Source organism: Mesorhizobium sp. WSM4842, from assembly GCF_055901575.1.
In genome coordinates, this window is sequence record NZ_CM148372.1 from 2,064,053 (window position 1) to 2,087,436 (window position 23,384).

The following is a 23,384-nucleotide window of genomic DNA, read 5'->3' on the forward strand; positions in this document are numbered from 1 at the left end:
TGGAAGCGTGTTCAGGAGCAGGCTGGCCCGCCGCCCGAGGGCATAAAGAAACGGCCGCGACGCAGCGGGTCAAGCCTGGGATGAAGCTGCGCGTCAGGCATCTTCGTGGCGACCACAGCCACATACGCCATGCATCACTGCTGGGTTTCGGGGATGAGGACTAGAGAGCCGGCCGGGGCAGGCCATTGCGGAGGATGGGAGTCTGCCGGCGCCACTGCAAATAGCGTATCGAAGCGGACTGGGATGGATTTCCCCGTCCCTTTCTCGGGCGCGGATTGCGCCTCGCGATCCGACGCGCGAGGCGGACCTAACCGGCCAGCGCCATGCCGATGGCTATCCCCAGCCCGATAGCAACGCCTGTGAAGAGCTTCGCCGAGATCGAGGACAAAGGCGCTGATCAGCGCCCGCACGTCTGTACGGGGCTCTCTGAGGGCTCGGAAAAGGTCATCAAACACCGTGTCCATAGGGCGATTCTAGATCGGAACGCGGCGAATGTGAATCCCATCTTCCTGGTGTTATCGCACCAGTGCTGAGCGATTGCTAATTTAAGCCGGCCCAAACGCGCGCTGGCGACGCGCACGCCGCGCTATATCGGCGCCATGAGCACACGTGCTGCTGTAGCCCGTTCAAAAGCGCGACCGTCGGTTGATTGCCAAACCTTATGTTAGTGCGTCTAATCTGCCGTCCACATTGGGGTTTTCAAAATGCCGCACGTGCCCGCGCATGCCGATGATCTTGTCGTTGATCTTCTGGAAGCCGCGAGATGTCTCGAGAAGCTGACGCCGGATGAGATAAGGGGGTTCTGCGAGATGCTGCCGCCGTCCTTTGCGAACTGGTTAACCCCGACTGTCCGCCCGAAGCTCGGGAAGCAGGCTGTCAACGAAGCCCAAGCGGCAGACGGCGCGCTCTGCGACTTGTGCGGAAATGATTGACATCGCGGCAAACGCAGTGGGCTAGGACAGAAGCCCCGCCAGACCGGCGAGGGCGGTGACGCGCCAACATTTGCGGTCGAGCGTTCGCAATAGGTGCGGACTGCCCAAAGTATCAAAATGTCGTGCAGTTCACGGTGTTACCGAAGCGGTTGCAAGTCGTCGTTTTTGGCTGACTGTTTTGCATGTTTGTAAACGCCGCATTTGCTCTAGCGGATGCCCTGCCGCGAGACGAAATGGACTCGTTTTGGATGCATTGGGCCATGGCTGGGGTTCCTGGCTCGAAGCCGTAGGAGACACATCGGTTCCGGAAATAGGTTGCCTGTTCCGCCTGCGGTGTGGTGGCAAACCAAGCCGGTGAGCCAGGCATACCTAAGCCCGAACCGGAGCAGCCGCTTAAAAGGATGGTCGCGGTCCCTGCCGCCGCGAAAATGTAGCGTTTGCGCATGGTGATTTCCCCCTGCGCACACTGAACTTCAAAAGCTTCGCCCCCGCAAGAGGCGCCCCTGACAGGACCCGTCGAAGGATGATGCGCTGTCCGCAGCAAATACCATGCACTCGTTTACTTTGACGCAAACGCAAACAGTCATGGCTATTTCCCCCACCGCGTAGAGGGAAGCTTCCGATTCCTAAGCAAAGTCAACAAAAGGGGGCTGGCGGCACGATGGCCGAGCTTCATCGTTTGTGGACGTTAGGAACGGAGTTAGGAACAAAAAGGCCGCAACTCACAAAGCGCAACGACAACAAATACTTAACTGGATATCTGATATCTGGCGGAGAGAGCGGGATTCGAACCCGCGTTACGGTTTCCCGTAAACACACTTTCCAGGCGTGCGCCTTCAACCACTCGGCCACCTCTCCGTCTTAGCATTTTCGCCGCGGCCGGTTTCACCGCGCGGGTTGGGGGCTCCCTTGGGGATTGCGGTCCGGAACTCCGCACCGTGGGTGCCGTCAACCAGCGGACACCCTTTCCCCCCACCTGAGCCGTCAAAGCAACAGGTGCGGGGCTCATCTAGTCGATCCGGCATCGAATGCCAAGCCATAACGGCACTCTATTCGCTTTGTCGGATAAGGATGCTCTGGCCATGCCACCAGCGCTGCCCTGGTAGCCGATCGCCGCGATCGGCGGCGGCGTCTTAGCCGACTGGCGCCTCAGCGGCGCAAACTGGCGGCGTAGGTTCAACTTCGCGTGTCGCGATTGCGGATAAAGTGCGCAGATCCTATTTATGAGGCCGATACAGACATCTGATAAGCTTCCGGGGAGGTAAGGTCTGGATGTTCCGCTTCGTCTTCCGTCTCGCGGCACTGGTTGCGCTTTCGGTTTCCGTCATCATGGCGGTGATCGACGCGACACGCTCGGTGGCGGCCTCCGCGCTGGTCATGACCCCGCTCAACACGAGCTGGCTCGCCGTCTCGCCGGATACGCGAAGCGCCTTCGAAAGCTTCGTCCGCGACAAGGCTGGTCCGCTGCTGTGGGACGGCGCCGTCGCCTGGGTGCTCAACCAGCCCGGTTTCGCCGTGTTTGCGGTGGTTGCCTTCATTCTCTACTTGATCGGCTACAGGCGGGAGCGGCCGACCGGGCGGTTCGCCTAGACCTGATGATTTGTTGTTGATGACCTTCTGGCGTCCCCAAAACAAAGAGAAAGCCCCAAACAAAGAGAAAGGGAGACCGCACATGTTTCTCAGCGACATGCTGAACAAGAAACTCAATCTGCCGAAGCCTGGCGAGGCGCTGCCGGGCCGCGCCAAGCCTATCCCGACGGCATCCAAGCATTTCGTCTCGAAGCGGCCGCTCAAGGGGCCGTATCCCGAGGGGCTGGAGACGGCGATGTTCGGGCTGGGCTGCTTCTGGGGCGCCGAACGCCTGTTCTGGCAGGTCGAGGGTGTCTGGGTCACGGCCGTCGGCTATGCCGGCGGCGTCACCCCCAACCCGACTTACCAGGAAACCTGCACCGGCCTTACCGGCCATGCCGAAGTCGTGCTCGTCGTTTTCGACCCGAAGATCGTGTCATATGCACAGCTTCTGAAGCTGTTCTGGGAAAGCCACGACCCGACGCAGGGCATGCGCCAGGGCAACGATGTCGGCACCACCTACCGCTCGGCGATCTACACGTTTGGCGATGCGCAATACCAGGCGGCGATCGCGTCGCGCGACGCCTACGAGGCCTCGCTGCGCGGCGCCGGCCGCGGCAGGATAACCACCGAGATCGCGCCGGCACCGGAGTTCTATTTCGCCGAGGAAGACCACCAGCAATATCTGGCGAAGAATCCCTACGGCTATTGCAATCTGCAGGGCACCGGCGTCACCTGCGCCATCCCGGCGGCCGCCTCCGCTTGAGGCCTTCGGCGAGACGATGATCCGTGGCGCCGCCATGCGGCGCCACAGCTTTTCCAAGAGGTCAAAATTCCACGTGAATTTTGTTTCGGGCCGTGCCAGATTGGCCCGAAGCGGGAGGAAGACACTCCTGTCTGATGTCGCATGCCTGCCGGAGAACCGGGCAGGCAGGCGGTGCATAACGGAAAAAATAACCGACAGGGTGTGGATCACATGAAACGTATCGTTCTCGGCCTCCTGGCCGCAACTGCGATGGTTCTTCCGGCCTTCGCCGCGGACATTCAGCCAGCACTTCTCTACGATCTCGGCGGCAAGTTCGACAAGTCGTTCAACGAAGCGTCCTATAATGGCGCTGAAAAGTTCAAGGCCGAAACCGGCATCGCCTATGTGGAATTCGAGGTCAGCAACGCGACCCAGCGCGAGCAGGCACTGCGCCGTTTCGCCGAGGACGGCCGCAATCCGATCGCCATGGCGGGCTTCTCCTGGGCAGATGCGCTGGAGAAGATCGCCGTCGAGTTTCCCGAGACCAAGTTCGCCATCATCGACATGGTCGTCGACAAGCCCAATGTCCGCTCCGTCGTCTACAAAGAGCAGGAAGGCTCCTACCTCGTTGGCGTGATGGCGGCGATGGCTTCGAAGTCGAAGAAGGTCGGCTTCATCGGCGGCATGGACATTCCGCTGATCCGCCGATTCGGCTGCGGTTATGTCGGCGGCGCCAAGGCGGCCGGCGCGACCGATGTCATCCAGAACATGACCGGCGACACGCCGGCAGCCTGGAACGATCCGGCCAAGGGCGGCGAGATCGCCAAGACGCAGATCGACCAGGGCGCCGACGTGATCTACGCAGCGGCAGGCGGCACCGGTGTCGGCGTGTTGCAGGCAGCGGCCGACGGCGGCAAGCTCGGCATCGGCGTCGATTCCAACCAGAACGGCCTGCAGCCCGGCAAGGTGCTGACCTCGATGGTCAAGCGCGTCGACGTTGCCGTCTACAACACCTTCATGGACGCCAAGAACGACAAGTTCACCGGCGGCATCAACGATCTCGGCCTCAAGGAGGGCGGTGTCGACTACGCCATGGACGACAACAACAAGGCGCTTGTCGACGACGCGATGAAGGCGGCGGTCGAAAAGGCCAAGGCTGACATTATTGCCGGCACCATCAAGGTGCACGACTACATGTCGGACAATTCCTGCCCCTATTGATCGCGGGGCAATCGCATTTGGATTCTTGCGAAGGTGGACCCCCACCCTAACCCTCCCCACAAGGGGGAGGGAACGCTGCCGCGCGCCTTTACTTCCCTTTGGCACCGAAAAGACAGCCATTTTGCCGAGGTCAGCGCCAACGGAAGTCTCCCTCCCCCTTGTGGGGAGGGGTTAGGGGTGGGGGTACATCGTAGAGCGAAAGCCTCGGCTTTCCACCTGCGATAGCCCTGCTATTGATCGCGAGATTGCCGATCTGATCGACGCCGCTGGGTGAAACCCGGCGGTTTTTTCTTATCCGCAAGCTCACCAATGCGGCGGCTTGGTCACCGGCACGTCGGATGCACTCTGCTCCTCCAGCGCCAGGAAGCGGTCGGCCAGCGCATCGAGCTTGCGCTGCATGCGCTCGATCACCTTCCACTGCTCGGCGATCTGGTCCGACAGTTCCTCGATGGTCTTCTCCTGCTCGGCGGCGCGGATTTCCAGCGTCGTCAGCCGGTCGGCGGGCATGGTCATCTGAAAAACCTCGGGTTCTTGCTGCGCAACTCTCAAGAGATGCGAATTTCGGGATTCGCCACATTAGAGCGACATGCGTCCAATCGGACGCCCAAACTACCCTCTAACACCTACGATCTTCGCATCGTGCTTTCCGAAAATCGAATCCGGTTTTCGGGCCGGTGCAATAGCGAATGTGAAGGCTGCGGCACGTTCGAAATTGACAAGCGCGCGGTGATTTGTCGAGAGTGAACGCTGCTCCGGCCAATTGGCACAGACGGGGCGTCATGCTAGGCGTTTTGACCAAGCGATAAAAAAATAAAAGTGGGACAGGCTGCATGGCGCAAGCCGCAATCGAGCTGATCGGCATCAACAAGAGTTTTGGCGCCGTGCGCGCCAATCGCGACATCAATCTGGAGATCGTGCGCGGCACCATCCCTTGAACACCGGCCTGTGCATGTGGCGCGACTGATAGCGTTCGCCGGCCGGTCGCGGACAATTGCAGCTATGTGTCAGGAACCGGCTCACCACCTCGCCGTCGACCGCATCGAGCCCGATGTGGTTCCTGTCCAGCCAGACAAGCAGGTGCTTTACGGGGCCGGGGAACTCCTGAAGGTATCCCGGCGCAATGCCGACCTTGCGCAAATAGTCGAAGAACTCCGTGACCAGCGGCCAGGATCGCTCGCCCTCGGACGAACTCGCACCCATGACCCAACTCGGACTTGGCGGTGCTTCGAGGCGAACGTCCTTTAGATGGGGCCAAGCGGTCGTCGGCCGCTTCACCAAAGGACAATATGCAGGGTTCAGGTTTCGGCGGACTATTCGGCCCACTGAGCTTGCGTGGTGACCTGCTCGGCCGAACTTACGCACATGCCGCGCTGTCCCGGCCGTACACGGACGGTCACCCTGGCGCGAGGGGAACTCGGGAGGAAGTGATGCGGACGTCGTTCTTTAGTAAACTTTGCAAGTTTATTCTGACCGCGAGCGCCGTCACGTCACTGATCGGCGCGAACGCCCCAGCCCGGGCACAAAGCAACCCGGACCGGGAAGCCTATTTCGGCGAGACCCATCTCCACACCAGCTGGTCGCTCGATGCCTGGACCATGGGCAATCGACTGACCGACCCTGGTGACGCCTACAAGTATTTCAAGGGCGAGACGATCAAGCATCCGCTCGGCTACGATATCAAGATAGATACCCCGCTCGATTTCGCCGGCGTGACTGATCATTCCGAATATGTCGGTGTGATCAAATTGGCCAATGACCCCAACTCGCCGGTCAGCAAGGAGCCGGCAGCGGCGCCCCTGATCCTCAAGAACAACAGTTCGGAAGAGATTCAAAGAGTCTACTTCTACGCCATAAAGGTGCTGCTGAGCGGCCCTCCGATCAAGGAGCTGATGAGTACCGAGATCGCTCATACGGTGTGGGACAACAACATCGACCTCGCCAACAAAGCCAATGAACCCGGCAAGTTCACCGCTTTCTGCAGCTATGAGTGGACGTCCATGCCCAACAACATGAACCTCCACCGCAACATCTTCTTCAAGGATTGTGCGCACGTGCCGGCAATGCCGTTCAGTGCCCTAGATTCAACGGACCCCGGCGATTTGTGGACGTGGATGGACGCGCAGCGGAAGGCCGGCAACGAGCTCCTGGCAATCTCGCACAATGCCAATCTTTCTGACGGCCGCATGTATCCAACCGAGGTCGATCTCCATGGGCGGCCGATCGACAGGGCATACGCGGAAAACCGGATGCGCAACGAGCCGTTGATCGAGATCAAGCAGCTCAAGGGGCAGTCGGAGACCCACCCCCTCCTCTCGCCCAATGACGAGTTCGCAAACTTCGAGATTTTCACATACCTCCTCGGTGATCCGGGAGGCCGCATTCCACACGTCATGGGCAGTTATGCCCGGCAGGCTCTCAAGGATGGTCTTGCGCTCCAGGATACCAAGGGGTTCAACCCTTACAGGTTTGGCTTTGGTGCCGCCTCCGACTCGCACAATACCGGCGTGCCCTATCGCCAGGACAATTTCTTCGGAGGCCACGCGACTGCCGACGGAAACATGGAGGGGCGCATGTCGGGCCGTCTGTTCGGCGGCGTCGATCCGCGCCTGGAGGGCACCGCGGGTCTGACTGGCGTGTGGGCAGAGGAGAATACGCGCGAGTCGATCTTCAACGCGATGCAACGCAAGGAGACATTCGCCGTCAGCGGTCCGCACATCAAGGTCCGCCTGTTTGGCGGCTGGCAGTACGACTCCGTGCTGCTCGGGGACAAGGATTGGGTCAAGATTGGCTACGACCGCGGCGTGCCAATGGGGGGCGACCTGCCGCCGACGCCGAAGCTTGGGCCTTTGGGTGCTCCTTCTGTCCCGACGTTCGTTCTGTGGGCGGTCAAAGATCCGACCTCCGGCAATCTCGATCGTATCCAGATCGTCAAGGGCTGGACGAAGAGCGGCCAGAGCTTTGAGAAGGTCTATGATGTCGCCTGGGCGGGTGACCGCGTGCCCGACAAGTGGACGGGCGTGGTGCCCCCAATCGGCAGCACCGTCGACCTCGGTAGCGGTACCTACACCAATACCATCGGTGAGGTCGAGCTCAAGACCGTTTGGACGGACCCAGAGTTCGATGCGAGCGAGCCGGCCTTCTACTATGCCCGTGTCCTTGAGATTCCGACCCCCCGTTGGACGACCATCCAAGCGGCCCAGCTCGGCATCGCGCCGCCTGACGTCGTTCCCGCCACCGTCCAAGAACGGGCGTGGAGCTCGCCGATCTGGTACACACCGACGGACGACGAAAAGAAGCTCGCCAGTGCCGGCCGGACGGTCGCAGACCTCGAAAAGCAGGGCGCGGTGGCCCTCGACGATGCGGCGCTCGCGGCTCTGATCGTCGACAAGTCGCCCTGGCTACAGAACAACGTCACCGGGACCCAGTATCAGATCACGTACAGCGCTTCCGGGCCCGATTCGTCGGGAAAGACGCTGACGCCCATCGACCCGGGCTACGTCACCTCGAAACTTGCCGTCAACCAAGGTCAAGTGCAGATCTATCACTCGGGGCGCAGCGCACTGCAACCAAGCGTGGTCGGCGATCCTCCGGAGGCCAGCTATCTCGGATTGACGCAGCCTTACTACATAAACAACGGCAAGCTCGTGACCGTGATCGCCGGCACGCCGATCGAAGTCGCAGTTTACCAGCTGGGCGACAAGTACTTCGGCGCGCGCAGCAACGAATTCGGTTACGCCAACTACGAAATCATCCCGGCCGTGGCAGAGGTCAACCCGTTCGGTCCGAGCGCGCCCGAGTTGCGGTGACGCACCCGATGTCGTCGCGAGAGGGGATATCGTTCGCCCGTAGCCGCCTAGTTTGGGCGCTCGCTGCCGTGCTCTGCTTCCTCCCTGGGACAACGGCGAACGCTTGTCCTCTCTGCTACGACGCTGCCAGGCAGTCGATGACTGTTGGCCTGCGGCTGGACATGGCCGATGAGGCAGTGCTCGCGGTGCCACTCCCTGACGGGAGCGGCTATGACGTCGTCGCAGTGATCAAAGGGAATGTCGCCGGCGACGTCATCGCCGACAAAGTCGCTGGGACCGATGCAGGGACGACGCCGGGCACTGGCCCGGTGCTCCTTCTCCGTCATGTCATCTCGACGGACTGGACGAACGTCGGAGCGATCGGTGTCGAGTATGCGAGCTGGCTTCGGCAACTCATCGCCACCCTTTCAGTCGAGGGCAAACGCCCGCGACGAACTTGGCCGCTGACCATCCAGACCTCGTTCAATCTGAGCGAGGCCGGCTGGCGACAGCGAATTGCGCTGGTTCTACCCTATCTCGAGGACGACAATGCTTTGGCCGCCGAGATTGCTTGGGGCGAGCTTGCGAGGGCGCCATACGCAGCGCTCGATGTCGTGAGATCGCGCATCGATCTGCATCGCGTCTTAGGCTGGCTCGACGATCCCCATCTGGCACAGCGCCATGCGGCGTACACGCTGCTCCTCGGCTTTGCGGGCCATACCGCCGACGCGAGCCGCCTGGAGCAGCGCATCGATGAGGCACGGGCTATGCACGACAGCACGAACCTTTCCGCCATGCTCGCGGCTGATCTTGAGCTACGCGGCCCGTCGCGCATTGCCTGGATCGAGGCGAGCTACTTCGCCGACCACACGCGCACGCTACCGGAGATAGAGGCGGCGCTTCTCGCGTTGAACATCCTCGGCGATGCCGATCAGGCTGTGCCGCGTGAGGCGGTGATTGCGGCATACCAGGACTTCATTGGCGAGCGCGGGCCGATGGCTGGTTTCGTCGCCCCGCAACTCGCCGATTGGGGCTACTGGGACAGTGACACCGTTTATGTCGAGCTCCTTAAGTCCAACACGATCAAGGACCCCGGCTCACAGTTCGCGGTAATCAGCTATTTGCGGAGTGCCGCCGCCGCCAAAGCGAACGCCAAATAGCTCCCCGCCTTTACGATTGGATCGATGGTGCCAGAGTCCCGCTCTCTTTCGCTTCCTCAAGCTCTGCAGCCGCCTCCTGCAGCTGCAGCGACACCGCTGGCGCCACATTCCAGCGCGTTGGGTCTCGTTCGGCACTTGCTGCGAGAGCCACTTGTCCATTTCCTGCTCGCCGGTGCGCTGTTCTTCGCGGTCTACGAGTTCTTGAATCCGGCTGTTGGCCGCACCGACGTAGCAAACCAGATCGTGCTCACCAAGGACGACGTCCGCCAGCTTGCAATCGCATGGGTCGCGCAGGGCCGCGAGCTGCCGACGCCGGAGCAGATGGGCCAATTGATCGAGCAGAAAGTGAGCGGGGAAATCCTGTCGCGCGAAGCCGTCGCGCTCGGGCTCGACCGGGACGACGAGATCATCAAGAGGCGGCTCGCGCAGAAGATGGATTTCCTGACTGCCGACGTCGCCGCGCTCCAGAATCCAGGCAATGCTGAGCTCCGACAATGGTTCGCGCAGCATGCCGATCGCTTTGCCTTCCCGCCGCGGATAAGCTTCCGCCACCTCTATTTCACACTCGATCGGGGGGCCGGCGCCCGCGACGCCGCCGTGGTCGCGCTCGCCGGGATCGCCGCCAAACCGGCCGACGCACCCGAGCTTACCGCGATCGGCGACCCTTTCATGTTCCGGGACTACTACGCTGAGCGTACCCCCGAACAGGTCACAAGGGAGTTTGGTCCCGAATTCACGAAGTCGCTCTTTGCGCTCGACCCCGACGCCTGGCGAGGCCCGGTTCAATCCGGCTACGGTTGGCACCTCGTTTTCGTTACGGGCAAGGAATCCGGCCGCACACCGGCCTTCGAGGAGGTTGAACCGGACGTCAAGTCGGCATGGCTCGACGAGAAACAACAGGAACTCAAGCGCTCCGCCTACGAAGCGATGCGGTCGCGCTACACTGTCGTCGTTCCACCCATTGATGCAGCCGCTCTGGCCGACCTGGATCTGTCGCAGTCGGCCCTCCGGGCGGCCGACTTCGTTCCGCAATGAACGCGCAGTCTAGTCGCTTGTCGTGGGGCTGGCTTGCCTTCTTTAGCCTGCTGATCGCCACACTCACGCCGATATCGATCGCCCGCGCGCACGAGGTCCGGCCGGCTTACCTCCAGGTCGATCAGCTCTCGTCAACACACTACCAGCTACTGTGGCGGACACCGGTCTTGTCGGGGATGCGCCTCCCGGTAGTTATCAAGCTACCAGACGACATCCGCACCATCAGCGGGCCGGCGCAGCAGGAATTCTCCGATTCGCTCGTTGAGCGCAGCGTCATCGAGGCCGGCACTGACGGGCTCGCGGGCAAACGGATCGAGTTCGTCGGCCTCCAGGCAACCATCACGGACGTGCTCGTCCGCGTGCAGATGCCGGACGGCACCCATTCGACCACCTTGGTGCACCCGTCGCAGCCATGGGTCGACGTTGCCACCTCGCAAGGCCCTGTCGCGGTCGTCGGCGCGTTCGTCATGCAGGGCATCGAGCATATTCTCCTCGGCTTCGACCATCTGCTCTTCGTTCTTGCGCTCATCCTGATCGTTAGCGGCCGGCGCATGCTCCTCCTGACGGTCACCGCCTTCACCGTCGCGCACTCGATCACGCTTTCGCTCGCCACACTCGGTATCCTGCATGTGCCGAGACCGCCGGTTGAGGCGCTGATTGCACTTAGTATTCTGCTCCTCGCCAGCGAGATTGTGCGAATGCAACGCGGGCAACCCAGCCTGATGGCAAGTTGGCCTGGGGTCGTGGCATTCTCGTTCGGCCTGCTTCACGGCCTGGGCTTCGCAAGCGCGCTCATCGACATCGGCCTGCCGCAAGGCGACATCCCGCTCGCGCTCTTTGCCTTCAATGTCGGCGTCGAATTGGGCCAACTCGCCTTCATTGCCGTGGTCCTCGGCGCCATGCAGTTAGCGAAGCAACTTCGGTTGCCGGCAACCACCGCATTCCGGATGAGAACTGCAACGACCTACTTGATCGGAACCCTCGCCTCGTTCTGGCTTATCGAGAGGCTGACGGGTTTCTGGACATAAGCCGACGGATACTCGGGGGCGCTTGGTCTCAGACCATGAAGACCAAAGTACCGCCGACGCGAGGGGGATGTTCGGAATCAGCGGATTCTATTGGCAGAGTCCGCCGCACTTGGACTTCCGCTAGTGGCGCTGGTTGCTCGTTCCGGTCGCTGAGACCTACGGCAGAAAACCCACCCTTTTTCGACATTGCGGTAGGCTTAGCGGTGAGGTGACGGCGAGCGACACTTTCTTTCATCTGATCGCTATTTTTGCCCTCTCTGTATTCGGAAAATGCATACCGGTTATGTTGAGAGAAATCTGCCCAATGCCTTGACGTTAGAAGCAGCAGGTCGGCGGCTCTACATAATCGTGCACTCGACATAGTTTGGCTTATGTTGAACTCGACATAAGCAAAAAAATCGAATCCGGTTTTCGGGCCGGTGCAATAGCGAATGTGAAGGCTGCGGCACGTTCGAAATTGACAAGCGCGCGGTGATTTGTCGAGAGTGAACGCTGCTCCGACCAATTGGCACAGACGGGGCGTCATGCTAGGCGTTTTGACCAAGCGATAAAAAAATAAAAGTGGGACAGGCTGCATGGCGCAAGCCGCAATCGAGCTGATCGGCATCAACAAGAGTTTTGGCGCCGTGCGCGCCAATCGCGACATCAATCTGGAGATCGTGCGCGGCACCATCCACGGCATCGTCGGCGAGAATGGCGCCGGCAAGTCGACGCTGATGTCGATCCTCTATGGCTTCTACCAGGCCGACAGCGGCGAGATCCGCGTCGGCGGCCAGCCGGCGTCGATCAAGTCGCCAAACGACGCCATCGCGCTCGGCATCGGCATGGTGCACCAGCATTTCATGCTGGTCGACAATTTCACGGTGCTGGAAAACGTCATTCTCGGCGCTGAAAGCGATGCGCTGCTGAAGAAGAGCATCGCCAAGGCGCGGTCCGAGCTGGAACGGCTCGAGCGCGAATACGGGTTGGAGGTCGATCCCGATGCGATCATCGAGGAATTGCCGGTCGGGCTGCAGCAGCGCGTCGAAATCCTCAAGGCGCTGTATCGCGGCGCCGAGATCCTGATCCTCGACGAGCCGACAGGCGTGCTGACGCCCGCAGAAGCCGACCATCTGTTCCGCATCCTCAAGCAGCTGAAGGAGCAGGGCAAAACGATCGTGCTGATCACCCACAAGCTGCGCGAGATCATGGCGATCACCGACACGGTCTCGGTCATGCGCCAGGGCACGATGGTGGCGACACGCGAAACCAGGAAGACCACGGTCGAGGAACTGGCCGAGCTGATGGTCGGGCGACGCGTGCTGCTCAGGGTCGAGAAGGGCGAGGCGGAAGCCGGCGGCGTCAAGCTCGCGGTCAAGAACCTGACGGTGAAGGATTCCCGCGGCGTCACTATGGTCGACGACATCTCCTTCGATGTGCGCGCCGGCGAGATCGTCGGCATCGCCGGCGTCGCCGGCAACGGACAATCCGAAATGCTCGAGGCGATTTCCGGCATCAGGCGCGCCGTTTCGGGCTCCGTCATGCTCGACGGCAAACCGATCGATCTCACCGGGGCCGCCGATCCCGGCGAACTGCGCGATCGGGGTCTCGCCCATGTGCCGGAAGACCGTCACCATGTCGGGCTGGTGCTGGCCTTCGAGGAAAACGAGAATTCGATCCTCGGCTATCACGACGATCCGCGCTATGTGAAAGGGCCGTTCCTCGACATCGACGCCATCCGCGACGACGCCAGGGACAAGATCACCAAATACGACATCCGCCCGGCGGACTGCCGCCTCAAGACCGCAAATTTCTCCGGCGGCAACCAGCAGAAGATCGTGCTGGCGCGGGAAATGGAACAGGATCCGGGCGTGCTGATCGTCGGCCAGCCGACGCGCGGCGTCGATGTCGGCGCCATCGAATTCATCCACAAGCGCCTCATCGCCATGCGCGACCAGGGCAAGGCGGTGCTGGTGGTGTCGGTCGAACTCGACGAGATCCGCTCGCTCTCCGACCGCATCCTGGTGATGTTTGCCGGCCGTATCGTCGGCGAGCGCGGCCCGGAGGCGACCGAAGGCGAGCTTGGACTGCTGATGGCCGGTGTCGAGCACCGCGAGGCGGCGGAATGAGCACGCCTTATGCCAAGCTGCCGGCCTGGGCCGATTACGGGCTGATCCCGGTGATCAATCTCGCCGTTGCCTTCGTCGTCGCCGGCTTCGTCGTGCTACTGGTTGGCGAAAATCCATTCCGCGCGGCCGTCGTCCTGGTCGAGGGCGCCTTCGGCCGTGGGCAAGGCATCGCCTTCACGCTCTTCTATGCCACCACCTTCATCTTCAGCGGGCTTTCTGTGGCGATTGCGGCGCATTGCGGCCTGTTCAACATCGGTGGCGAGGGCCAGGGCTATATCGCTGGTCTCGGCATCGGCATCGTCTGCCTGGCCTTCGACAGCGTGCTGCCATGGTGGCTCACCTTCCCGCTGGCGATCATCGCCGCCGCGGCGATGGGGGCGCTGTGGGCGCTGATCCCGGCCTATCTGCAGGCCAAGCGCGGCTCGCACATCGTCATCACCACCATCATGTTCAATTTCATCGCTGCCAGCGTCATGGTCTACGCACTGGTCGGATTCTTGAAGCCGCCCGGCTCCATGGCGCCGCAGACGCGTACCTTCCTAGAAGGCGCGCAACTGCCGAAGCTCAACTGGGTCATCGAGTTGTTCGGCGCCAAGATCCGTTCGGCGCCATTCAACATCAGCTTCCTGCTGGCGCTGGCCATGGCCTTTCTGGTCTGGGTGCTGATCTGGCGCACCAGGCTCGGCTACGAGATGCGCACCTACGGCCACAGCTCGAAAGCGGCGCGCTATGCCGGCATTTCGGAGACCCGCATCATCATCGTGGCCATGATGATTTCGGGCGCGCTGGCCGGCATGATGGCGCTCAACCCGACGATGGGCGATCAGCACAATGTCGCGCTCGAATTCGTTTCGGGCGCCGGGTTCGTCGGCATCGCCGTGGCGCTGATGGGGCGCCTCCACCCGGTCGGCATCGTGCTCGCCGCAATATTGTTCGGCATGCTCTACCAGGGCGGCGCCGAGCTCGCCTTCGAGATGCCGGCGATCAGCCGCGACATGATCGTCATCATCCAGGGCCTGGTCATCCTGTTCGCCGGCGCGCTCGAGCACATGTTCCGGCCCTATGTCCAGGCGCTGTTCGCCTCGCTCAGCCCGAGATCTGTCGGCATGGAAGCGATCAAGGGGAAGGGTGCCTGAGATGGATTTGTTCAACGCCGTCATCCAGGTTCTGGACTCGACCATCCGCCTGTCGGTGCCCTTGCTGCTCGCCTGCCTCGCCGGCCTTTATTCGGAGCGGGCCGGCATTTTCGACATCGGGCTCGAGGGCAAGATGCTGGTCGGCGCGTTCGCCGGCGCCGCCGCCGCCTCCGTCTTCCATTCCGCCTTTATCGGCCTCGGCATGGCCATTCTCATCTCGGTCGCTTTCGCGCTGGTCCACGGCTTTGCCTCGATCACCCATCGCGGCAATCAGATCGTCTCCGGCGTGGCGATCAACTTCATCGCCGCCGGATCGACGATCATGCTCGGCCAGGCCTGGTTCCAGCAAGGTGGACGTACGCCGGCGCTTGCGCCCGGCGAGCGGTTCGGGGCGATCATCTGGCCCGGTGCGGACGCGGTCAGGGGCGTGCCGATCCTCGGTCCGATATATTCGGAACTCATCTCCGGCCATTCCGTGCTGGTCTATGTCGCGTTCCTCGCCGTGCCGTTCACCTGGTGGGTGCTGTTCCGCACCCGCTTCGGCTTGCGCATGCGCGCGGTCGGCGAGAACCCGGCCGCGGTCGACACCGCCGGCATCTCGGTCGCCTGGCTGCGCTACCGGGCGCTGATCTGCACTGGGGTGCTCACCGGTATTGCCGGCGCCTATCTGTCGATGGTGCAGAATGGCGGCTTCGTGAAGGACATGACTGCCGGCAAGGGCTACATCGCCCTGGCCGCGCTGATCTTCGCCAAGTGGAAGCCGGTCAACGCCATGTTCGCCTGCCTGTTGTTCGGCTTCCTCGACGCGCTGTCGATCCGCCTGCAGGGCACACCGCTGCCGCTGATCGGCAAGGTGCCGGTACAGCTGATGCAGGCGCTGCCCTATATCCTCACCGTCATCCTGCTCGCCGGCTTCATCGGCAAGGCTATCCCGCCGCGCGCCGGCGGCGTGCCCTATGTCAAGGAACGCTAAGCATGATTTCGAACCGCAGGTCCGCGTCAGCGAAAAGTGGAACCCGGTTTTCGGACAAGATCATGCGAGGGAAAAACTAAATGTCGCATGATCTGTTCGAAGCAGCTAAGGCCGCCATGGCCAAGGCCTATGCGCCCTATTCGAAGTTTCCGGTCGGGGCGGCACTGCGCACGGAGGACGGCCGCGTCTTTGCCGGCGCCAACATCGAGGTCGCGTCCTATCCGGAAGGCTGGTGCGCCGAAACCACGGCGCTCGGCCACTACATCATGGGCGGCGGCGGCAGGATCACGGAGATCGCGGTGATCGCCGAGCGCATGGCGAAATGCTCGCCCTGCGGCGGCTGCCGGCAGCGGCTGGCCGAATTTTGCCGGCCGGAAACCAAACTCTATCTCTGCGACAATGGCGGCGTGGTCGAGACCGTGACCATGGGCGAGATGCTGCCCTACGGCTTCCAGGGCGACACGTTGAAATGAAGAGCTGGCTGAAATGAAGGAAGCGCTTGATCGTCTCGTCGAAAGGCTGGACGGGCTGGCGCCCGCCACCGCGCTGGTGCTGGGTTCGGGTCTTGGCGGGCTTGTCGACCAGGTCGAGGACGCCGTCCGCATTTCCTATGCCGAATTGCCGGGCTTTCCCAGAAGCGGCGTCACCGGCCATGCCGGCGAGGTGGTGGCGGGACGTTTTGCCGGCACACCAGTGCTGATGCTGTCCGGCCGCGCGCACTACTACGAGCACGGCAACGCGGCTGCGATGCGGCCGGCGCTGGAGGTGCTCGCCGGCATCGGCATCTCGAAACTGATCCTCACCAATGCTGCCGGCTCGGTCGATCCGGACATGGGGCCGGGCTCGGTGATGCTGATCACCGACCACATCAATTTCTCGGGCTCCAATCCGCTGATCGGCGAGCCGAGCGATCGCCGCTTTGTCGGCTTGACCGAAGCCTATGATACCGGCCTTCGCGCCGCGATCGAGACGGCGGCGAAGGCGACGGCTACCGCGCTGCACAAGGGCGTCTATATGTGGTTTTCCGGGCCGTGCTTCGAGACGCCCGCCGAGATCCGCATGGCGCGCGTCATGGGTGCTAACGCCGTTGGCATGTCTACCGTGCCGGAGGTCATTCTCGCCCGTTTCCTCGGCCTGCGCGTCGCCGCCTGCTCGGTCATCACCAACCTTGCCGCAGGGATGACCGGGGCGGAGCTTTCGCACCAGGAGACCAAGGACATGGCGCCGGTCGGCGGCGCGCGGCTGGCGACGATCCTCCAGCGTGTGTTCCAGGACGGATTGCCGGAGAGCAAGGTCCCGGCCTGATGCTTCCCCAGGAAATCATTCGCAGCAAGCGCGACGGCCACAAGCTGTCGACGCAGGAGATCGCCAGCTTCATCGAAGGCGTGACCGCCGGCACTGTCTCGGACGGGCAGGTCGGGGCGTTCGCCATGGCGGTGTTCTTCAACGGCATGAGCCGCGACGAGGCGGTGGCGCTGACGCTGGCCATGCGCGATTCCGGCGACGTGCTCGATTGGTCGGACCTGCCGGGCCCGGTCACGGACAAGCATTCGACAGGCGGCGTCGGCGACAATGTCTCTCTGTTGGTGGCGCCGATCGTCGCCGCCTGCGGCGCTTATGTGCCGATGATTTCCGGCCGCGGCCTCGGCCATACCGGCGGCACGCTGGACAAGATGGATGCCGTCCCCGGCTATATCAGCCAGCCGGATGTGGCGGGCTTCCGCAAGGCAGTGCTTGAAGCCGGCTGCGCCATCATCGGCCAGACCGCCGATCTCGCGCCCGCCGACCGCAGGCTCTATGCGATCCGCGACGTGACGGGAACCGTCGAATCGGTGCCGCTGATCACCGCCTCGATCCTCTCGAAGAAGCTGGCCGCCGGCCTGCAGTCGCTGGTGCTCGACGTAAAGGTCGGCAACGGCGCCTTCATGGAAAAGTCGCGCGACGCAACGACACTGGCGAACAGCCTGGTCGAAGTCGCCAATGGCGCCGGACTGAAGACCTCAGCACTGGTCACCGGCATGAACGAACCGCTGGCGTCGGCAGCCGGCAACGCGGTCGAGGTGCGCAATGCCGTCGATTTCCTCACCGGTCGCTTCCGCGACCGGCGACTGGAGGATGTGACGCTGGCATTGGCCGCAGACATGCTGCAGTCGGCCGGGCTGGTGTCGTCCAACCAGGACGGCATGCGCCGCGCCGCCGAGACGCTTGCCGGCGGCGGTGCCGCCGCCGTCTTCGCGCGCATGGTGGCGGCGCTCGGCGGTCCGGCCGACTTCGTCGAGAACCCAGAAAAATACCTGCCGAAGGCGGCGACGGAGTTTGCGGTCAAGGCCGCCGAAAACGGCTTCGTCACAGGTATCGCCACCCGCGACATCGGGCTTGCCGTCGTCGGGCTTGGCGGCGGGCGCATACGGCCGGACGACAGGATCGACCATGCGGTCGGCATCACCCGGCTGTTGCCGGTCGGCGCGGAGGTGCGCGCCGGTGAGGCGCTGGCGCTGGTCCATGCCCGCAATGCCGGGGATGCCGAAGTGGCCGCGGCCGCCGTGCTTTCGGCCTATGCGATCGGCGCTTCGAAGCCGCCTGCGGAAAAAACCGTCATCCGGCGGATCCTGCCGCGCGGATGATCTTTTTTATTGGACCATGATCTTTCCGAAAACCGGTTTCCACTTTTCGGGATCATGGTTCACTGGACGAGCAGCAGCGCGCCGTTTTCGACCTGGTACTTTTCAAGCCGCTGGAGAAAACTCAGGCCGATCAAATTGGTGCGCAGTGCCTTGTCGTCGAGCACCACCGCCTGAACGCCGTCGACCGTGATCTTGCCGATCTGCAGCCGATCGACGGTCACCAGGGCAGCCTTGATGGCGCCGTTGGCGGTGTTGACCTGGTGTTTGAAGTCCAACGCGTTCAGCGAAATGCCGATCCTGCGTGCCGTCGAACTGTTGATGGCGACGAGCGTTGCGCCGGTGTCGATCATGCCGTCGACCGTTCGACCGTTGAGCTTGAACGCCGACGTGAAATGCCCGCGCGCGTCGGCGGTGACCACGACCTTGCGGCCGAGCGGCTGCGGCGTCGCCGGTCTGTCGGGAACCGCAGCCAGGTTCAGGTCCGTTTGCGTTTCGACCTCCGGCCTGGCCCCGACCGCCGATTTCAGCAGGCCTTCGAACATCTGCGGATTCGACTGATAGAGCATCGGGAACGACGCCGATGTTACGGCGAACACGCCAAGGATGAGAAGATTGCGCAGCATGGACCGGCCTTCGTGAAGGCCCATGCTTATCGCGACATGGTGTTTGCGGCTTTAACGGATGCGGAAAGCGGCCGTTTGCGTAAACGATCGGTAAACGAGCGGCACGGTCATTTGGTCCCGTACAGACGATCGCCGGCGTCGCCGAGACCGGGCATGATGTAGCCCTTCTCGTTAAGCTGGCGGTCGATGGAAGCGGTGAAGACCGGGACATCGGGATGCGCCTTGGTGAAGCGCTCGAGGCCCTCTGGCGCCGCCAGCAGACAGAGGAAGCGGATGTTGGTGGCACCGCGCCCTTTCAGCTTATCGATCGCCGCGATCGCCGAATTGGCGGTCGCCAGCATCGGGTCGACGACGATCACCAGCCGATCGGCGAGATCGCTCGGCGCCTTGAAGAAATACTCGACCGCTTCCAGCGTTTCATGGTCGCGGTAGAGACCAATATGGGCGACGCGCGCCGCCGGCACCAGGTCGAGCAGGCCTTCGAGCAAGCCGTTGCCGGCGCGCAGCACCGAGGCGAAGACCAGCTTCTTGCCTTCCAGCGTCGGCGCTTCCATCGTCTCGATCGGCGTTTCGATCGTCGTCGTCGTCAGCTCGAGATTGCGGGTAACCTCGTAGCCAAGCAGCAGCGAGATCTCGCGCAACAGCCGCCGGAAGCCGGCCGTCGAGGTTTCCTTCTTGCGCATGATGGTCAGCTTGTGCTGGACAAGCGGGTGGTCGACGACAGTGACGCCCTGCATGGTGTTCTCCTAGCTGCGCAGTTAGTGAATGGTGAATAGTGAATAGTGAATAGGTTTGCGAGTCCTTGGTTCAGCGGAAAAACTCGCGGTTGACGGTCCGGTGAATGGTGAATGGTGAATGGGTTTGCGGGTCTTTGGTTGAGCGGAAAAATTCGCGCTTGAGGGACCGAAGCGCCGGGTGGACCATTCACCATTCACCATTCACCATTCACCTGCCCTTGACGTCGAGCCGGCCCAGCAGCATTGCCTTAGTCTTCTTGTCGACGAAGGCGGCCTCGATGGCGGTTCTGGTGACGGCGGCGAGCGCCTTGTCGTTCATCGAAAAATGCTCTGCGGCAATGTCGTATTCGCGCTTCAGCGACGTCCAGAAATAGGGCGGATCGTCAGAGTTTAGCGTCACCTTGCAGCCTGCCGCCTGCAGTGCCGGAAAAGGGTGATCGGCGAAACTATCGAAGACCTTCAGCGCGATGTTGGAGCTGGGACAGCATTCGAGCACGACGCCTTCCTCGGTGATGCGACGAACAAGGTCGGGGTTTTCGATGGCGCGCACGCCATGGCCGATGCGGGCGGGGCGGATGTGATCGAGTGCGGCCTTGACACTCTCCCAGCCCATCAGTTCGCCGGCATGGACGGTGATGCCGAGGCCGGCCTCCCGCGCGATTTCGAAAGCCCTGACATAATCCTCCAGATCGCCCATCCGCTCGTCGCCGGCGACGCCGAAGCCGGTGACCAGCGGATGCCCGCAGCGGGCGGCGAAGCGCGCCGCCTGCTCTATCGATTCGACGCCGGCGTTGCGCACGCCAGTGACGATCATGCGGCCCTCGATGCCGGTCTTGGCCTTGGCGCGCGCCATGCCTTCGCCAAGCGCATCCGTATAGGCCTTGGCCGACAGGCCGGCGTTGCCGGCGTGGTCCGGCGAGGTGAAGATCTCGGAATAGATGGCTCCGTCGCGGGCGAGGCTTGTCAGGTAATGATCGGCCAGCCGCGCATAGTCCTCTTCCGTGCGGAACAGGTCGGAGGAGAAGTCATAGGCGGCGAGGAAGGAGGTGAAATCGTGCCAGACGAAAGAGCTGTCCTGAATGTAGGGCGAGGTGTCCTTGCCGTATTTCTGCGCCTGGCGGACGACGAGTTCGGGCGCCGCTGCCCCTTCGATATGGCAGTGCAGTTCCGCTTTCAAAGGCATGCAGTCATCCCGTCAGGTCAGTCCAGGTCGCGCACCCATAAGCATGATTCCACGACCGGGAAGCGCGGCCGAACACCGCGCCTTAAACAATAGCGTCGGCACCATCGATCGGCTATGGTCCCGCCGGTTTTATGGCGGATCAAAAATAATGTCGGTAGAGAGAACCACGGCCGTTGGCGGCATGGAAACCTCCTATGGTTTCAAGCGTGTAGGGGCAGGCGAGAAGCAGTCCCTGGTCAATGACGTTTTCCACAAGGTCGCGAACCGCTACGATCTGATGAACGACCTGATGTCGGCCGGGCTGCACCGGCTGTGGAAGGACGCCATGGTCACATGGCTCAATCCACCGAAACGACCGGGCTGGAGCGTTCTCGACGTTGCCGGCGGCACCGGCGACATCGCCTTCCGCATCGTCGAGGCGAGCGGCAGGAACGCCCATGCCACGGTTCTCGACATCAACGGCTCGATGCTCGCGGTCGGCCGCGACCGGGCCGAAAAAAAGGGCCTGACTGATAACACCGATTTCGTCGAAGCCAATGCCGAGGAGCTGCCTTTCACTGAGGCCAGTTTCGACGCCTACACGATCGCTTTCGGCATTCGCAACGTGCCGCGCATCGATGTGGCGCTTGCCGAAGCCTATCGCGTGCTGAAGCCCGGCGGGCGCTTCCTCTGCCTCGAATTTTCCGAGGTCGACATGCCTCTGCTCGACAAGGTCTATGAGGCGTGGTCGTTCAATGCCATCCCCAGGATCGGCAAGGCGGTGACCGGCGACGGCGAGCCCTATTCCTACTTGGTCGAATCGATCCGCAAATTTCCCAATCAGCAGAATTTCGCGGCGATGATTTCCCGAGCCGGCTTCGAGCGCGCTTCTTTTCGCAATTATTCCGGCGGCATAGCTGCGCTTCATTCGGGCTGGAAGCTTTGAGGCTGGCGCAGTCATGAGCAGTGTCGGCGCTGGTTTCAGGCTCGTGCGGGCCGGCTGGGTGCTGGTCCGCGAAGGCGTCGTCGCGGCGCTGCCGGGCGACGAGCTCTTCGGTCTGCCGAAACTCGGCTGGCGGATAGCGCGGCTGTTCACCCGCCGCCGCGCGCTTGCCTATGAGCGTGGCGACCGGCTGGCCAAGGCCGTCGTCCGGCTCGGCCCATCCTATGTCAAGCTCGGCCAGTTCCTGGCGACCCGGCCCGATGTCGTCGGCAACGACATAGCGCTCGATCTCGCCATGCTGCAGGACAAGATGCAGACCTTTCCGCAGGCCGATGCCATTGCGGCGATAGAAGCTTCGCTCGGGCGCAAGGTCGGCGAACTCTACACCAGTTTCGGCGAGGCCGTTGCCGCGGCTTCGATCGCTCAGGTCCATTTCGCGGAAACCCTGGAGAACGGCGTCGGTTCGCGGGTGGCGGTGAAGGTCATCCGGCCGGGCGTGCGGCGCCGCTTCTTTCGCGATCTCGAAAGCTATTTCCTCGCCGCTCGTCTCCAGGAAAAATACATCCCGTCGTCGCGCCGGCTGCGGCCGGTCGAAGTGACCGAGACGCTGGCGCAGACCACCAAGATCGAAATGGACCTGAGGCTCGAGGCGGCAGCGCTTTCGGAGCTCGGCGAGAACACCAAGGACGATCCCGGCTTTCGCGTGCCGACCGTCGATTGGGAACGCACCGGCCGCGACGTGCTGACCATGGAATGGGTCGACGGCATCAAGCTGAACGACATTGCCAGCCTCGCTGCCGCCGGCCACGATCTGAAGGCGATCGCCGCCAATCTGGTCCAGTCGTTCCTGCGCCATACGCTGCGTGACGGTTTTTTCCACGCCGACATGCATCCGGGAAACCTCTTCGTCGAGCCTAATGGCACCATCGTCGCTGTCGATCTCGGCATTGCCGGCCGGCTCGGCAAGAAGGAGCGCCGTTTTCTCGCCGAAATCCTCTACGGCTTCATCACCCGTGACTATCTGCGCGTCGCCGAAGTGCATTTCGAGGCCGGCTACGTGCCGCGCCGGCATAATGTCGCGGCATTCGCCCAGGCGATCCGCGCCATAGGCGAGCCGATCCACGGTCAGCCGGCCGAAACCATCTCGATGGCCAAGCTCTTGGCGCTCCTGTTCGAGGTGACCGACCTCTTCGATATGGCGACGCGGTCCGAACTGGTGCTGCTGCAGAAGACCATGGTGGTGGTCGAGGGCGTTGCCCGCACCCTCGACCCGGCCTTCAACATGTGGAAGACGTCCGAACCGGTGGTCGGCGGCTGGATATCAGGCAATCTCGGCCCGCGTGCTCTGCTGGCCGACGCACGCGACGGCGCCAACGCGCTGCTGGCGCTGGCCCGCCAGGCGCCGGACCTCGCCGCCCGCACCGAGCGGCTGTCGCGCGAGATCGATCTGATGGCCGAACACGGGCTGCGCTTCGACGAAAGGACGGCGCATGCGATCGGCAAGGCCGAGGCGCGCTATAGCAGATCCGGCCGGCTGGCGCTGTGGGTGATCGCGCTGACGCTGGTCTACATCGCGTGGCGGATTTTCTAGCCGGCTTGCCCT

Annotated in this window: 22 protein-coding genes and 1 tRNA gene; 16 read left to right on the forward strand and 7 right to left on the reverse strand. The window is 62.6% G+C overall.

Annotated elements, in window-relative coordinates; all coding sequences use genetic code 11:
• Nucleotides 1-704 precede the first annotated feature (704 nt).
• Nucleotides 705-932: a hypothetical protein gene (locus tag AC0NIE_RS09970; protein ID WP_473488004.1), complete on the forward strand. Its 228-nt coding sequence runs from the start codon at nt 705-707 to the stop codon at nt 930-932.
• 112 nt (nt 933-1,044) lie between these two features.
• Here the strand turns inward: AC0NIE_RS09970 and AC0NIE_RS09975 are convergent, their stop codons facing one another.
• On the reverse strand, nt 1,045-1,377 hold the full coding sequence (locus AC0NIE_RS09975; RefSeq protein WP_473488003.1) for a hypothetical protein: 333 nt from the start codon (nt 1,375-1,377) through the stop codon (nt 1,045-1,047).
• 323 nt (nt 1,378-1,700) lie between these two features.
• A tRNA-Ser gene (locus AC0NIE_RS09980) sits at nt 1,701-1,790 on the reverse strand.
• 414 nt (nt 1,791-2,204) lie between these two features.
• Here AC0NIE_RS09980 and AC0NIE_RS09985 point away from each other — a divergent pair.
• From AC0NIE_RS09985 to AC0NIE_RS09995, 3 genes are all read left to right on the forward strand, one after another.
• Entirely contained in the window at nt 2,205-2,522 is a 318-nt protein-coding gene (locus AC0NIE_RS09985) for a hypothetical protein (RefSeq protein WP_473488002.1), read from the forward strand.
• 82 nt (nt 2,523-2,604) lie between these two features.
• Complete coding sequence (msrA, locus tag AC0NIE_RS09990) at nt 2,605-3,267, forward strand: peptide-methionine (S)-S-oxide reductase MsrA (protein WP_473488001.1); 663 nt, start codon at nt 2,605-2,607, stop codon at nt 3,265-3,267.
• 210 nt (nt 3,268-3,477) lie between these two features.
• Entirely contained in the window at nt 3,478-4,467 is a 990-nt protein-coding gene (locus AC0NIE_RS09995; protein ID WP_473488000.1) for a BMP family lipoprotein, read from the forward strand.
• Between the two features lie 303 nt (nt 4,468-4,770).
• Here AC0NIE_RS09995 and AC0NIE_RS10000 read toward each other — a convergent pair whose 3' ends face one another.
• Both AC0NIE_RS10000 and AC0NIE_RS10005 read right to left on the reverse strand, forming a co-directional pair.
• Entirely contained in the window at nt 4,771-4,980 is a 210-nt protein-coding gene (locus tag AC0NIE_RS10000) for a SlyX family protein (RefSeq protein WP_473487999.1), read from the reverse strand.
• 387 nt (nt 4,981-5,367) lie between these two features.
• Nucleotides 5,368-5,667 (reverse strand): hypothetical protein, encoded by a 300-nt coding sequence (locus AC0NIE_RS10005; protein ID WP_473487998.1) that lies wholly within the window; start codon nt 5,665-5,667, stop codon nt 5,368-5,370.
• 227 nt (nt 5,668-5,894) lie between these two features.
• On the opposite strand from AC0NIE_RS10005, the gene AC0NIE_RS10010 reads away from it, so the two are divergent.
• The 10 genes from AC0NIE_RS10010 (at nt 5,895) to deoA (ending at nt 18,316) form a co-directional block, all read left to right on the forward strand.
• Nucleotides 5,895-8,273: a DUF3604 domain-containing protein gene (locus AC0NIE_RS10010; RefSeq protein ID WP_473487997.1), complete on the forward strand. Its 2,379-nt coding sequence runs from the start codon at nt 5,895-5,897 to the stop codon at nt 8,271-8,273.
• Between the two features lie 137 nt (nt 8,274-8,410).
• Nucleotides 8,411-9,412 (forward strand): hypothetical protein, encoded by a 1,002-nt coding sequence (locus tag AC0NIE_RS10015; RefSeq protein ID WP_473487996.1) that lies wholly within the window; start codon nt 8,411-8,413, stop codon nt 9,410-9,412.
• A gap of 201 nt (nt 9,413-9,613) precedes the next feature.
• Nucleotides 9,614-10,447: a peptidyl-prolyl cis-trans isomerase gene (locus AC0NIE_RS10020; RefSeq protein WP_473487995.1), complete on the forward strand. Its 834-nt coding sequence runs from the start codon at nt 9,614-9,616 to the stop codon at nt 10,445-10,447.
• Between the two features lie 17 nt (nt 10,448-10,464).
• Nucleotides 10,465-11,475, forward strand: coding sequence for a HupE/UreJ family protein (locus AC0NIE_RS10025; protein WP_473487994.1), 1,011 nt, complete (start codon nt 10,465-10,467; stop codon nt 11,473-11,475).
• Nucleotides 11,476-12,050: 575 nt separating this feature from the next.
• Entirely contained in the window at nt 12,051-13,583 is a 1,533-nt protein-coding gene (locus tag AC0NIE_RS10030; RefSeq protein ID WP_473487993.1) for an ABC transporter ATP-binding protein, read from the forward strand.
• The gene (locus AC0NIE_RS10035; RefSeq protein WP_473487992.1) at nt 13,580-14,719 is read left to right on the forward strand and encodes an ABC transporter permease; all 1,140 of its coding nucleotides are present in this window, start codon (nt 13,580-13,582) and stop codon (nt 14,717-14,719) included. The genes AC0NIE_RS10030 and AC0NIE_RS10035 overlap by 4 nt, the downstream gene beginning before the upstream one ends.
• Before the next feature lies 1 nt (nt 14,720).
• The gene (locus AC0NIE_RS10040) at nt 14,721-15,692 is read left to right on the forward strand and encodes an ABC transporter permease (protein ID WP_473487991.1); all 972 of its coding nucleotides are present in this window, start codon (nt 14,721-14,723) and stop codon (nt 15,690-15,692) included.
• An 80-nt stretch (nt 15,693-15,772) separates the two neighbouring features.
• Nucleotides 15,773-16,165, forward strand: coding sequence for a cytidine deaminase (gene cdd, locus AC0NIE_RS10045; RefSeq protein WP_123151268.1), 393 nt, complete (start codon nt 15,773-15,775; stop codon nt 16,163-16,165).
• Between the two features lie 13 nt (nt 16,166-16,178).
• Nucleotides 16,179-16,997 (forward strand): purine-nucleoside phosphorylase, encoded by an 819-nt coding sequence (locus tag AC0NIE_RS10050; RefSeq protein ID WP_473487990.1) that lies wholly within the window; start codon nt 16,179-16,181, stop codon nt 16,995-16,997.
• Complete coding sequence (gene deoA, locus AC0NIE_RS10055; protein ID WP_473487989.1) at nt 16,997-18,316, forward strand: thymidine phosphorylase; 1,320 nt, start codon at nt 16,997-16,999, stop codon at nt 18,314-18,316. The genes AC0NIE_RS10050 and deoA overlap by 1 nt, the downstream gene beginning before the upstream one ends.
• Before the next feature lie 59 nt (nt 18,317-18,375).
• Here deoA and AC0NIE_RS10060 read toward each other — a convergent pair whose 3' ends face one another.
• From AC0NIE_RS10060 to AC0NIE_RS10070, 3 genes are all read right to left on the reverse strand, one after another.
• Complete coding sequence (locus tag AC0NIE_RS10060; protein WP_473487988.1) at nt 18,376-18,939, reverse strand: TIGR02281 family clan AA aspartic protease; 564 nt, start codon at nt 18,937-18,939, stop codon at nt 18,376-18,378.
• Between the two features lie 107 nt (nt 18,940-19,046).
• Complete coding sequence (gene upp, locus AC0NIE_RS10065) at nt 19,047-19,676, reverse strand: uracil phosphoribosyltransferase (RefSeq protein ID WP_123151264.1); 630 nt, start codon at nt 19,674-19,676, stop codon at nt 19,047-19,049.
• A gap of 208 nt (nt 19,677-19,884) precedes the next feature.
• Entirely contained in the window at nt 19,885-20,859 is a 975-nt protein-coding gene (locus AC0NIE_RS10070; protein ID WP_473487987.1) for an adenosine deaminase, read from the reverse strand.
• 148 nt (nt 20,860-21,007) lie between these two features.
• On the opposite strand from AC0NIE_RS10070, the gene ubiE reads away from it, so the two are divergent.
• Nucleotides 21,008-21,784 (forward strand): bifunctional demethylmenaquinone methyltransferase/2-methoxy-6-polyprenyl-1,4-benzoquinol methylase UbiE, encoded by a 777-nt coding sequence (gene ubiE / locus AC0NIE_RS10075; RefSeq protein WP_473487986.1) that lies wholly within the window; start codon nt 21,008-21,010, stop codon nt 21,782-21,784.
• Nucleotides 21,785-21,797: 13 nt separating this feature from the next.
• Nucleotides 21,798-23,372, forward strand: a complete 1,575-nt coding sequence (gene ubiB / locus AC0NIE_RS10080) for a 2-polyprenylphenol 6-hydroxylase (RefSeq protein WP_473487985.1) — start codon at nt 21,798-21,800, stop codon at nt 23,370-23,372.
• Nucleotides 23,373-23,384: the final 12 nt, after the last annotated feature.